The sequence below is a fragment of the Eubacterium sp. AB3007 genome (genome assembly GCF_000688015.1).
Classification (GTDB): domain Bacteria; phylum Bacillota; class Clostridia; order Peptostreptococcales; family Anaerovoracaceae; genus Aminicella.
Genome location: NZ_JIAD01000001.1, coordinates 529,777 through 542,744 on the forward strand (window position 1 = coordinate 529,777; position 12,968 = coordinate 542,744).

Genomic DNA, 12,968 nt, shown 5'->3' on the forward strand with positions numbered 1-12,968 from the left:
AAATTGATGTCGGTGCTATGACCGAATTTGTCCAAGATTTTTGCTATGACCGAAATTGTCTACCGACACATCCCTGCAAACTGGAATATGTCGAATTCATGTTATTAGCTCTCCATCTTGCGTCATGAAGATTTCAACAGGCCGATCCTGCGAGGAAAACTGCATGGGCGATAAGACTGCGGCATAGCCGCCTGCATTTGTGATGACAACGCAATCTCCGCATTCGAGATGCGGCAGAACAACGTTTTCCGCTATTACATCAGCAGCAGTACAGAGATTCCCAACCAGTGTAACGGTCTCAACCTCCTTGTGTTCTGTTAAAGGAAGAAACTGGAAAGCATTCGCGCAGGTAAACAGCGGTTCGACAGAAGTTTGCGAGAGTCCCAGTGTGTATCGTTCAACCAGCTTGGCCAACGATGGCCGCAGAAAACCGTTCATGGTATTCTTTAGGATCACAAATGTTTTTCCGTAGGATTCTTTGCGATCCAGCACTTTTGTCACATAGACACCATGCTTACAGACGGCAAAACGGCCAAGCTCAATGATTACCCTTGTACCGGGACAAATTTCCCGGAATTTCCGAATATGTTCTTGGACGAACTTCCCCAAATAAGGAAGATCCAGCGGAGTGTCCGATTCTGCATAGGGGACGCCGATCCCGGATCCCATGTTAACATATTCAAGCCCGCCGCAGATATCATAAAACCGTTTAGCAAGTCCAAACATTTTATCATAATACGCGGCTAAATTGTCAGGATTCAATTCCTGGCTTTTCAGGTGAACATGAATCCCATTGATTTCAACATTTTCATAGTTGTACTTCTGAAGAAAACGGACGGCCTGTTCTTCGTCTATGCCAAACTTTGAGGGAAGCCCATGGCTGTTATCAAAGGTAAAATCCGGATTGATGCGAAGGCCAACTCTGAATACCCCTCCTGTGCGTGCAGCAACCTGTTGGATTCGAGCAACCTCATCCAGACTGTCTGCAATCAAAGTGGCTTTTGTGGAAGCGCCTTCGATCTCCTTTGCAGTTTTCCCGGGGGCAGAATAGTATATCTGATTTCTGGTCAGTCCCGCTTCACTTGCCAGAAGAACCTCGCCCAAGCTGGCGGCATCTGCGCCAAGTCCCTGACCGAAAATACAGTTCAACACATGGGGATTGGAGTTACATTTGATGGAATACAAGAACGAAACATCCGGAAAACACCGCTTCAATTTCGAAAGAGCTTCCAGAATTCCTTTCTCATCATACAAGTAGAAACTGTCGTAGCGTTCTGCACATTTTTCTATAAGGGTGCGATTGTTCATGTTCCTCAGCTCCAAATCCCGAGTTGTCGCGCTGACATCTAAATCGCAGCCACAACCCGCCATTATCCAAATCACTAACTCAACCCTATGTCAAAAACATCCAAACCGGCCACTCAACCCGATGACATCTAAATGGCCTACTCAACCCTCTGACAGAAGCGGTTGATATGTTCTGACAGAGCGATTTTTGCGGTCAAACCGTCTCCCCGGCACTGATGCCCTGATGCCCGAAAAGCCAGGAAATACGGCACTTTTTCGGCGGTCAGTCTTTAACGCGTGACATCAATACTACCGTCTCAACGTGGCAAGAGTGTACATTATGAATGTCAAAAACGCTATAAATGCTAATCTAAAAGTGAGCCACTTTTAGACATAATGCTCGCTTGAAAGTGAGCCACTTTCGTAATACTCTGAACCTGATATCAGGTTCGGAGGTGATACAGGTGGTGATTTCAATGAGCGATTACAAACAGATCCGACAGCGGTTCCTCGATGGCGAGAGCCAACGAAGCATCGCCAGATCCATGGGGATCTCTCGCAATACGGTTAAAAAGTATTGTGAGGGAGAAAAGGTCCCATGGGAGCGTAAAACTCCAGAGCGTAAGGCTTCTGTCCTTACAGAGGACGTTCTTTCCTTCATCTGCTCATGCCTTGAGGAAGACCGAGCAGAAGGATTAAAGAAACAGAAGCACACAGCCCGAAAGATATACGACCGTCTCGTCGAGGAGAAAGGATTCCGGGGCGGGGAATCCACGGTCAGACGCGCAGTCCGTGATATACGCGGTAAGATGCCAAAAGCATTCATACCGCTCCAGTTTGATCCTGCCGATGCCATGCAGGTCGACTGGGGTACGGCAACAGTTTACCTGGATGATGTAAGAACTGTGGTCAACCTGTTCTGCGCACGGCTATGCTACAGTTGTCGTCCTGTCGTGCTCGCATACAGAAAACAGAATGAAGAAAGTTTCCTGGACGCGTTTGTAAAGACCTTCCATGTGTTTGGCGGCTCGACGTCGAGAGTCATCTTCGATAACGGAAAAGTTGCTGTAAAAGATGGCTTCGGCAAACAAGCCAAATTGCAGGATGGATACTCCATGCTCAGCTCACACTACGGGTTCGATGCCGTGTTCTGTAATCCTGCAGAAGGGCACGAAAAGGGCCTTGTAGAAGGCCTCGTCGGATGGGCACGCCGCAATATATGCGTCCCTGTACCAAGGGTAAAGTCCATCGGCGAATTGACCCAACTGCTCCTGGCACGGTGTCTTCGATATGAAGATCACACCATTCGTGGCAGACATGCCTCTGTAGGCGAACTGTTCCGGGAAGAACAGGTCCTTCTGCATGACCTGCCGCAATATGTATTTGAAACTGCGAAATGCGTCTCTTCGCGTGTGAATGCATTTTCTACAGTACGTTTCAAAACGAACACCTACTCTGTTCCGGTCAGATATGTAGGACATCCGGTCAGCATCAAAGGATACCCGGAAACGATCGAGATCTATTGCAATGGCGAATTGATCTCTACACATGCAAGACTTACAGGCAAGGAACAGTCATCATATCACCTGAGTGATTACCTGCCGCTGCTAAAGCAACGACCGCGTGCGATATTCGATGCGGCTCCGGTGAAGCAGAACATTCCTCCCGAAGTCCTGGATCAGTTGCGATCCGAGAAAGGTCGTGACAATGTCATCGATCTGCTGGAATTCATGGCTAACAGTCATGCTGAAAGCAATGACATATCCGATCCCGTGCTCGTCCGGAGTGTTGACCTCCATGAATATGATGCTCTCAGCATCGGAAAGGAGGTGAACTGAAATGATCGACGCATTAGATGAACAGATCAAACTGCTTTCTAAACAACTTAAAGTGCCGACATTTGCAAGATATCGCAAGATCCAGGAGCATGCAGGTCCTGGCAGTTCCTTCGGTGAACTTCTCCTGGAATTGATGTATGCCGAACGGGAACAACGCCAGGAAAACAACAATCGCAAAAGATTGAAACAGGCCAGATTCCCATATACAAAGACGATCGATGAACTGGATCTTTCCCGATATGACGGTAAAATATCCGACTTGTTTCTCAGTGAACTTGCCAGCTGCAGGTTCATTGATGAGAAGAAAAATCTCGTCATGATCGGCAATCCCGGGAGGGGCAAGACCCATATGGCTATCGGCATCGGGCTCAAGGCATGTGCCAATGGGAAAAGTGTCTTGTTTAAAAATGCTGCATCCCTTTCAACTGAGCTGTCAGAAGCCAAAGACAACTACGCTTTGGGCAAACTAGAAAAGAAGATCCAGAAAGTCGACCTTCTGATCATCGATGAAATGGGGTATGTAAGTTTTGACCGTTTTCAGTCAGAACTGCTGTTTAAAGTTATTGCTGACAGAAGTGAGCTTGGCAGTACCATTGTCACTACGAATCTTGCTTTTTCAGAGTGGACAACACTCTTTGAAAACACAGGGCTTGTAGCAGCGTTGGTAGACCGCCTTACGTTCAAGTCATATGTACTCGACATGAACGGGAACTCTTATCGGCTTGACCATTCAAAAGCCGGGGTTTAAATGGCTCACTTTCAAATGAGCACAGGTGGCTCAAAATCAAACGAGCACGTGGATCACTTTCTGGTTGACATTCATAAAAACGCCATGCCCGTCATTGGGAAGTTATCAAAGTGACCCTATCAGTAACAGGGAAATTGTCCACCGACAAACTGGAATTGTTAGCACTCTGTCTTATTGCACCGGAGGCATAAAGCATAAAATGCAATCGCCAGAAACTGTGATACCACAGACACAGTGACAAGATACACAGGATTCAAATCATACAGGGCACCGAGAAGCCAACTGCCCAGAAACCACGCAATACCAAATCCTGTCTCAAATATTCCGAAACCGGTGCTTCGCATGGAACGTGGGACGATTCCGCTGACAGCTGCTTTCATAATACTTTCCTGCGCACCCATTCCAATCCCCCACAGAATTATCCCAGCTCCGATCAACCAGGCATTTCCAGTCATAAAAACAAAACATGAGAAGAATGTGCTGCACAGTGTGGAAATGATCAGAGCCTTCAGCCCGACCTTATCATAAAGCCAGCCAAAGAATAGTGCAGCAAAGGCATCCACAGCCATTGCCCCAGCATATAGCAGGCTGAGCATGGATTCATTAAATGCTCCGGTATTAGCCGAATGAAGTGTGATCAGGGTGAAGTCTGCAAAGCCAAAAGCAAAAAAGCAGATGGCCGCCATGAACAGAACAAATGACTTCCTGAATTCAAAGCTTGCCGGTTTATCTTCCTGCTTTTCAAAGATCTCCGGATCAGGGTATCTTATCTTTGCTGTCAAAACAAGAGCTATGGTGATCATTGCAGGAACAAGCAGTACCGCAAAAGAGATCCTATATGTTGTAAAAAGGTCGTCTGTACCTTTTACAAGAGCTGTTACAAAAAGCAGTACCGGTCCGAGAAACGCGCCAAGCTGATCCAGAAACTCCTGATAGGCAAAGCCTTTTCCGGTTCCGATCTCGCTTGCCGCAAAGCTTACCAATGTGTTTTTGGCAGGCTTTTTTATCGCTTTTCCGATACGCTCCAGGATCACAAGACCGCAGGCCCAAATCCAGCCATGTTCAGGTACGAGTGCCAGTGCAGGAATTGCCAGAACCTGTATTACATAGCCTGTGATAACAAATGTCCAGTATTTCTTCGTTTTATCTGCTATAAATCCGGATATGAGCCTTAGTGAATACCCGCACAATTCTCCTATACCGGACACAAATCCGATGGTTGCAGCGGATGCCCCTGCGAGGTTCAGATATTCGCCCAATATGCTTCTGGCGCCTTCATGAGTCATGTCCGAAAACAGACTTACGATTCCCATCAGGGTTATAAATGTTATGGCGCCAGACAAAGCCCTTTTTTTATCCATGTTCTACTCCACAAATCACGATTTTGCGTCATCCCGACAAGCTGGAATTTGTCGCTATTCTTTTACAAAACATCTGATGCAAGAATACCGTATATGTTGGCCAGAACAGCTCCCGATCATGACCGGTATTATCACCACCTGTATTATTGAAACAAACATGCTCACGGCGTCTACTTCCACGCTCTTATGCAGGAACAGGTAAGTTATTGCCAGGGTAAAGACAAGGCGCGAGCACCGTGTTTACAGAAGTCATACCGACTGAGAGAGCGACGTCCCCTCCTGAAAGATACGTTATGACGTTGCTTGCTGTTCCTCCAGGGCATGCCCCTACCAGGATGACCCCGGCGAGCAGTGCAGTGTCTAATCCGAACAAAGTCCCGAGTCCGAAGGCGAGAAGCGGCATAACAGTGAACTGACTCACGCATCCTAAAATGATGTATTTCGGATGGCTGTTTTACTGATCCATTTTTCACCTGCGTTTATTTTATCAGACAGTTATATAACCTCGCCATCCACGCACAGAATAATACGAATCAGCACCGTTATGAAACGTAAAAACAGTATTGTAACGACGCTCGCAGAACAAAGCTCCACCCAGCTTGCGGATGTCGTCTGGAGTGGCTATCCAGGATGATGTTTTCTGATCGACCGGAGCAAGCTCCTGCAATCTTCTATAAAGCTCTTCTGTTAGCAGTGACACCCCCATCTTCTTAGCCTGATTCACTGCACTCCCTATAGGCGGATTCTTTTTTCGCTTTTTCAAGGCTTCATCATCATAGCAGAGACTTCTCCTCCCTGATGGAGTTTCCACAGAACAATCACAGAAAATCAGCTTCCCGCTTGCCCTGTCGATGCCGATAATATCCGGCTCACCGCCGCTTTCCTCCATACTTCTCAGCACTTTCAGCGCCTCTGGAGCCTCTTTCAGCCGAGCAGCCACATCTTCCCACTTAAGATCAGGATGCCTCGTCATATTCTGCTCAAACCTGTTTTTCAAAATTTCTATCATCGTTACACTTCACCCCCCACAAATCCCGATTTGTCTATCTCTTTTTCGGAACAGGCAGCTCATCATACATCATTTCCAGCAACTCGTATAAAAACTCCCTGTTCTCCACATCGTCCACGAGGAGCATTTCTTTCGCCCCTTCATATGGCAGTTCCATCTCTGCGTCCGGCATCATGGCGACTGCTGATTTCACAGGCTTGATGAGAAAGCGGTCATCATATATGCCGCCGACCACCTTGCCGCGATAGTAGATGATATATTCTCCCATCATCGCCCTAAAACTAATTTCATCAAGATCCGATAGCTGTTCAAGGATAAAGTCCAGGTATTCTTTTGTTGATGCCATGTGAGTCTCCTATGCATTCACAAGTTTCAGGAACTTTTTTTCGTTCATCTGCTCATTCGTAATATATTCCCCGTCATGGAACAGCGCATAATTTGTGATCGGCGTCGGAGCATTCTGCGCTTCTTCTCTGCTTTTGATATGAATCGCATGGAATGGTATGGCATTCTCTTTGGCTGTCTGCTCCAAAACCGGAACATATTTCGCATTGAACGGACACTGGCTGGTGTAATACAGCACATATCCTTTTTCTTCTATGTGAGGATGCTTTGCACATTCCCGAAAATGGGGCTTGTCTGCATCCGTCACAAAAGGCAGGTACCACAACTGGATGCCATTATCCGCCTCATCACACACAGTAAACCCTTTATATTTCAGGAATTTGGGATCAGCAAGGAAAGGCTTCTTCTTAGACGCAGCCAGAATACACAGTCCCTTCCTTCCTTTTTCTATACTGTCATCAATACAGGCATTCAGCAAGTCAGTAGAATAGCCATGACCTTTGAAGGACCCGGACACCCACAGGCAATCGATATACATATAACCGTCAGCCTTGATCGGAACCCACGCGTTCTCAGCCGGAATATATTCTATAAAGCACTTTCCGCGCTCCACGCTTTTCAGAAAGACAAGTCCCTCATCAAACCTATCGGACAGCCACACCTTCTTCGATGACACCTGAACATCCTTATTGTTGGAAATGGCGCAGCAGATATGCTCCTTTCCCAGATTTTCCTTTGTAACTCTGATGTACTCCATATGATCATCTCCCCTTCACTTTTATCGGATGCCGGATCACCGTCCTCAGCTTCTCCGGCGCTGTTTTTCTGGCATCGCTCAGATAAATCTCATGATGCAGGCGTTTATCGGTAATATCTAATTCATACCCTTTCTGTTCCATGAAATCATGCATCAGTTGTACCGTGGCAGGCTCATCATCGTAGAATCCGATATGCATACACTGTACGCAAAGCCCTTCATCATAAGTAAAAAACTCAACCTTTGAAAAGTCCTGCTTCTTCTTTGCAGCAGCTTCTGTGACTGCCCATTCAAAATCTTCTTTCGTCACAAAATCCGGCAGACGGATGACGGAGATCCACTGAAAAGAATCCTTATTGGTATAATCGACACCGATTACTCCATTCTGCCACCAGAATCCCTCCAAAGGCGGCACTACATAATCAAAATATCCATCAATCTGATGATCACCCTTCTTACTCATCTTGATCGTGAAAGCAAGACCATACAGAAGACCTATCGCCTGTTTGTACTCGCCGTCTTCCTGATTCGGGTCGCCATGTCCGCGAACGGCAATATAGTTCATGCTTGGTACCGTCACGATAGACGGCTTGTTCTTCGGCATGTAAAATTCCTTATATTCCTTCTTATAATCAAAAGCCATTTTTCATTCCTCCAAAACATCCTGACATCTAAACAACCGTCTCAACCCTCGACATCTAAACAGCCCACTCAACCCTACCGTTTCTGACATCTAAATGGCACACTCAACCCTATGACATCTAAACGCCCTACTCAACCCTGCGGCAAAATGAGCTGTAGATAAGTTCCCGTCGAGCGTTTTTTGAGCTTCCTGAGTGGCCGACTCGATAGGCGCTAATTTCATAAACCGCTTGTTTTCAAGCCTTTCAGCGCCTCTTATGTGCTTGCTTTAGACATCAATACTACGCACTCCACATGGCTCGATACGTCCATTTCGATGTCAGATTATCACATATGTCATCGGAAACTTGTCAACGTTTTACATACTTTGTTCCGGGGCCATTCCCAATCCTTTGAATATATCCTGCGGACAGAAGTGTGTTTAACACTCGAATCGCTTTATCCTTGCTCCATCCTAGTCCATCGGCTATTTCTCTGCTGGATAAAACTGTTCCTGTGTTCAGAACTTCCAGCACCTTTCCCCCATCTGCAGAAACTTCCATTTTCCTGTCGGTACACGGAAGAATGACACTTATTGAATTATCTGTGATAACGAAATCCGGCTTGATTGGAGCATTTGAATACACATCTTTGATACGTCTGATTCCTGTTCCAAACATTTCAATATAATGTAACCTGAAAAAAACGTTTCCGATAATAGGATTCCGCAGATTGGAGATAGATCCTTTCAGGTATTCTTCTTCAGTTATACCTTTTGGAAGCCCTCCTGGTGATGATATCTCAATTCTATCTGGAAACATAGCTACTCTGACATGCGAGTTTATATCCCAGGTCCTATGGACAAGAGCATTTGCTATTGCTTCGCGAAATGCCTCCTCCGGTATTCTGTCGACGGTTTTTCTCTCAATGCCTTGTATAGTTTCATATTGATAATAGCGTTTGAACAATATAACCGCACCATCATACTGCTTTAGAATCGAGGCTCCGGATATCATCTCTCTGTCCTGTATTTCACTGATTGAATCACCAAATCTGGCTATATCCATGCCGCAGAACTGATTGCTGTCAGCGAAAATGGCAGCAGCATTATTGTAACTCTTATCATCATTTATTAAGCCAAATGTTCGTAGGATATCTTCGGTCAAGATCTTTATCTCCAGCTTTTCATCAAGTTTTGATTCGAAGTAGTTGAAAGTCAACTTGTCCGTTCCACAAGGGAGCCCTTCATAATAAAGATTCTCCCCCTCCAAAGTCAGTCTTCTCAACTCCACCTGATCTACTTCTAATGTTGCAGTATCACTTCTCCGATATGCTTTACCCTTGTAAAGATATGGTTTGTACTTTCCCTCTTGAACATCCAAGGATATTACATTTGTTTTTCGATTCACACTTATCGAATACTCTGGTTTTGGTCTGATGCTGTCATTGACGCGATTCTCAATGTCTAATCGGACTTTGTCCGGATCTGAAACCCCAACAGTTTTTCCAGAGTCATCAACGCCGAACAAGATAGTCCCTGTTCCGAAGTTTGCAAACGCACTGACTGTCTTCAGAAAAGAATTTGTGACATCCTGCTTGAATTCAAGAGTTCGGCTTTCTTTCATTGTGATACCTCCTTCGGCATTCTGGTACAAACATCATATCATCGTTGCAACGATTATGCAACGTTATTTTTATCGTTGCACAATCGCTGCAACGTTATCATGAACCAATCGATGGTCCCAAGGCACATCGCCAAGACCACTGTCTTCGAGGATCACTTCACCGTCGACTTCAAGTCCGAGATCACAATCGACGTCGAGGCATAATAAGAGCTCCCCACTACTGTGTATAAGTTCGATTACGGAAATCAAAGATTTCCTATCTTACTTACTTACGCCGTGATTGGTAGTGAGGAGCTTTGGTCTGTCTTTATAAACTGGAAGTTATCTGACAGACTGCCATTCCTCTTTGGAAAGGCATGTTATATGTTCCGTTCGGAGAACGCCCTCTATGGCACAGGGCACATTATAGGCCGTATGATGATAATGAAAACCGCACTTCTCCTGAACACGCTTTGACCTTTCATTCCCATCAAAGTAACCACACCATATTTTATTAAGTTTCAGGTTTTCAAAACCGTAGCGCATCAATTCCCTGACTGCTTCCGGTATCAGCCCTCGTCCCCAATACGGAACTCCGATCCAGTAGCCGATTTCACCTTCTGAATCAGGAAGGCCAATATTGCTGGCTTTCCCAAGCATAAGTCCAATGCTGCCAACAGGCTGGCCTGATTCTTTTAATACTACAGCATAGGTCTCCGGCGCTGAAAGAACCCTCCGGATTATTTCACGGCTATTCTCTACACTTGTATGAACCGCCCATCCTGCGATTGGTCCCACATCAGGATGACTTGCATATTTAAATAAATTCTCCGCATCGCTTTCTTCCCACGGTCGGAGGATCAATCTTTTCGTTTCAAGTATCATGGCATACCTCTCTTACCAGCGGCATCTCTGCAAACTGGAATCTACAGTGCTAATTCCATCAGCCAGCAATCTACTTTTTCTCCCTCAAACATCTCATGTTTTGGAAGTGATTTAATGATTTTAAACCCGGCTTTCTCGTATGCCCTTATAGCCCTTTTATTATCTTGGTGCGGGTCAAGAAGAACTCGTTCCGCAGCCATATTATCTTTCAGATGAGAAGCCATCATTTTCAAAAAAGATGAGCCTATTCCCTTACTCCAGTATTTCGACTCACCTATAAACTGATCCATAGCAAACACTATATGTCCATCGTCAGGATAGTCATATTCATCGAACAATTCACCACTCAATTGATAGGCCTGTGCATATCCGATGGGGGATTTCTTATACTCGATGATCATTCTGAATCCATCTGGAATTTCTTCCAAAAAATGTGCAGACAAAGTATCCATCGTAAACCTGACGTCACGACCTTCGTAATACTCCAGCACTCTCTTATCTGTCAACCATTTAAACATGAGTGGAAGATCTGTTTCCGTAAAATCTCGGATTGTTATTTCATCTTTTTCTATTTTCACGTAATCCTCCCTGCAAAATGGAAGTTGTCAATCTAGCCAATAGTTTTTCTCATATATGCAAATGACAGATCTCTGTCCCCCTGCTCTTCCTTGTATATTCGGTAACCGAGCTTCTCATACAGGTTTATATTGATATAGCTTTTAGTGCAGGTGTACAGTTCGAATGTTTTTGCCTGCGTAAGTTCTTCGACTGCAGTCATCAGACCGATCGCAACACCGCGGTTCCTGTATTCCTGTGCAACCATGACGCGGCCGATCTCGATATGATCGCTTTCTTCTCTGAACCTCACGGCCCCGATGATCCTGCCCTCATCATTGCGCTTTACAAGCACCGTCCAGTTCCTGAAATCCGCCCGGTTTTCTTCGAGGGACTCCATCAGAGCGGGCACATTCCTGCTGCCTATCATTTCAGCTTCACTCTCGAATGCTCTCAGCTGCAGATCAAACAATTCCCTTATATCTTTTTCTTTTGCTATTTCATAACCACTACTCATTATTTCTTCCATAAATCCCGATTTGTCAATCCAATACCCTTTCAGGTCTATGTGAATAGAAGACCCGTTTAGGTTGGAAGGACAATATATGCTCCCAGTCGCTTTTCAGTTTTTCATTCTCTTCATATACTTCTATATACTCGAAAGGCTCAAGATCTCCGACAAAACAATCACCGTCATCCATGATCAGTGAAACGCTGTCTTCACTATGACTATGCGTGTGGATTATCTCACCGGAAATGCCCGCCCGTAACAGGAACTCCCTGCTTTCAGAACATGAGATGACAGTTCCCAGGCTCTCATCGATTGGTGTATACGGAAGCCTGTCTCTTGCAAAAATACTGTCTGAGAAATGCACATAGTCTCTTTGAACATCTATCAGAATTAGCATGGCACCCTGTTTCATCAGATCACTGATAAGCCCCATATGATCCGGATGATAATGCGTCGCCAGTACATATTTTATGTTGTTAACCTTGATACCGTTTTGTTTCAGCGCCTTATAGAACGCAGGTAAAGTCCCGGCATAATCGGTATCTACAAGCAGGCCTCCGTCATTGCCTTCAATAAAAAATGTATTGGTGTTTCCGTACCTCAATATAGTCATTATTCCGTTACTTACCAAATATGTGGTATCAGCTTGCTTGTTTTTCTGCAGTATTCTTCGTATGCTTCACCAAAGTCCTGTTTAAGGCGCTCTTCTTCTCGTTTGACCTGGATCATCATGATCGCAAAGTAGGCTGCAAATACTGCGGCGGATTGCCATGTTCCCAGAAAAATGATAACGCCAGCATAATATATGAACACGCCTAATAACATAGGATTCCGGCATATTCTGTACGGGCCATCCGTCATCAGGTTGACCGTGCGCGGTGCTACCTCATGATTGAAAGCATCCATCGGATTTCCCTCGCCCACATTTTTCATATAAATGATGGACCATATACTAAGTCCCATCCCGATGGCTGCCATTACTCCTAAGCAAATCAACCGCGCTGCATTCGGATGCACTTCTCCCGAAAACTTCCACATTATCAGCGGAATCAGTATCACAAACAGGATCAGCCCCATCAGATAGCCTATAAGTTCTCTTGCTTTCATACGCTCACTTCTTTTTCTTTGGAGCAGGAAGTTCCTTATACATCGCCTCAAGCAATTCTCCCAGGAATTCCCTGTTTTCCACATCATCAACAAGGATCATCTCCTTGGCACCTTCATACGGTACTTCCATGTCTGCATTTGGCATCATGGTCAATGCAGATTTTGTAGGCTTAACAAGAAAACGGTCATCATAAACACCGCCAACAACCTTGCCCCGAAAGTAGATAATGAACTCCCCCATCATCGCACGATAGGATATGTCATCCAGCCCTGAAAGCTGATCTAATATGTATTCCAGATAATCTTTACTTGATGCCATTCCATTTCTCCTACAAAGATC

General features: G+C 45.3%; 16 protein-coding genes. 2 read left to right on the forward strand and 14 right to left on the reverse strand.

The features are described from left to right. Positions 1-96 precede the first annotated feature (96 nt). A complete protein-coding gene (locus tag P156_RS0102565) occupies positions 97-1,308 on the reverse strand; it encodes a diaminopimelate decarboxylase (protein ID WP_034802107.1) in 1,212 nt (403 codons plus the stop codon). 455 nt (positions 1,309-1,763) lie between these two features. Here P156_RS0102565 and istA point away from each other — a divergent pair, with 455 nt between their 5' ends. Both istA and istB read left to right on the forward strand, forming a co-directional pair. Then, positions 1,764-3,125 carry an IS21 family transposase gene (gene istA / locus P156_RS11275; RefSeq protein WP_034802110.1) on the forward strand — a complete coding sequence of 454 codons (1,362 nt, stop codon included), beginning with the start codon at positions 1,764-1,766 and terminating at the stop codon, positions 3,123-3,125. A 1-nt stretch (position 3,126) separates the two neighbouring features. Beyond that, positions 3,127-3,873, forward strand: coding sequence for an IS21-like element helper ATPase IstB (gene istB / locus P156_RS0102575; RefSeq protein ID WP_027868809.1), 747 nt, complete (start codon positions 3,127-3,129; stop codon positions 3,871-3,873). 158 nt (positions 3,874-4,031) lie between these two features. On the opposite strand, the gene P156_RS0102580 is transcribed toward istB, so the two are convergent. From P156_RS0102580 to P156_RS0102640, 13 genes are all read right to left on the reverse strand, one after another. Further along, positions 4,032-5,234, reverse strand: a complete 1,203-nt coding sequence (locus tag P156_RS0102580) for an MFS transporter (RefSeq protein ID WP_027868810.1) — start codon at positions 5,232-5,234, stop codon at positions 4,032-4,034. A gap of 184 nt (positions 5,235-5,418) precedes the next feature. Beyond that, complete coding sequence (locus P156_RS13500) at positions 5,419-5,637, reverse strand: hypothetical protein (RefSeq protein ID WP_242838718.1); 219 nt, start codon at positions 5,635-5,637, stop codon at positions 5,419-5,421. Positions 5,638-5,721: 84 nt separating this feature from the next. Next, positions 5,722-6,243: a DUF4256 domain-containing protein gene (locus tag P156_RS0102585; protein ID WP_027868811.1), complete on the reverse strand. Its 522-nt coding sequence runs from the start codon at positions 6,241-6,243 to the stop codon at positions 5,722-5,724. A 34-nt stretch (positions 6,244-6,277) separates the two neighbouring features. Beyond that, positions 6,278-6,589 carry a TfoX/Sxy family protein gene (locus tag P156_RS0102590; RefSeq protein ID WP_027868812.1) on the reverse strand — a complete coding sequence of 104 codons (312 nt, stop codon included), beginning with the start codon at positions 6,587-6,589 and terminating at the stop codon, positions 6,278-6,280. 9 nt (positions 6,590-6,598) lie between these two features. Further along, entirely contained in the window at positions 6,599-7,345 is a 747-nt protein-coding gene (locus P156_RS0102595) for an N-acetyltransferase (RefSeq protein ID WP_027868813.1), read from the reverse strand. 4 nt (positions 7,346-7,349) lie between these two features. Then, a complete protein-coding gene (locus P156_RS0102600; protein WP_027868814.1) occupies positions 7,350-7,988 on the reverse strand; it encodes a GyrI-like domain-containing protein in 639 nt (212 codons plus the stop codon). Positions 7,989-8,337: 349 nt separating this feature from the next. Continuing rightward, complete coding sequence (locus tag P156_RS0102605) at positions 8,338-9,591, reverse strand: ATP-binding protein (protein ID WP_027868815.1); 1,254 nt, start codon at positions 9,589-9,591, stop codon at positions 8,338-8,340. Positions 9,592-9,912: 321 nt separating this feature from the next. After that, positions 9,913-10,455, reverse strand: a complete 543-nt coding sequence (locus tag P156_RS0102615; protein ID WP_027868816.1) for a GNAT family N-acetyltransferase — start codon at positions 10,453-10,455, stop codon at positions 9,913-9,915. A 41-nt stretch (positions 10,456-10,496) separates the two neighbouring features. After that, positions 10,497-11,033 (reverse strand): GNAT family N-acetyltransferase, encoded by a 537-nt coding sequence (locus tag P156_RS0102620; protein WP_027868817.1) that lies wholly within the window; start codon positions 11,031-11,033, stop codon positions 10,497-10,499. A 32-nt stretch (positions 11,034-11,065) separates the two neighbouring features. Further along, positions 11,066-11,539, reverse strand: coding sequence for a GNAT family N-acetyltransferase (locus P156_RS0102625; RefSeq protein WP_027868818.1), 474 nt, complete (start codon positions 11,537-11,539; stop codon positions 11,066-11,068). 13 nt (positions 11,540-11,552) lie between these two features. Further along, on the reverse strand, positions 11,553-12,152 hold the full coding sequence (locus tag P156_RS0102630; protein WP_185752129.1) for an MBL fold metallo-hydrolase: 600 nt from the start codon (positions 12,150-12,152) through the stop codon (positions 11,553-11,555). Further along, positions 12,146-12,628, reverse strand: coding sequence for an isoprenylcysteine carboxylmethyltransferase family protein (locus P156_RS0102635; RefSeq protein ID WP_027868820.1), 483 nt, complete (start codon positions 12,626-12,628; stop codon positions 12,146-12,148). Before P156_RS0102635 ends, P156_RS0102630 begins: the two co-directional genes overlap by 7 nt. Positions 12,629-12,632: 4 nt before the next feature. Beyond that, entirely contained in the window at positions 12,633-12,947 is a 315-nt protein-coding gene (locus tag P156_RS0102640) for a TfoX/Sxy family protein (RefSeq protein WP_027868821.1), read from the reverse strand. Between the last annotated feature and the right edge of the window lie 21 nt (positions 12,948-12,968).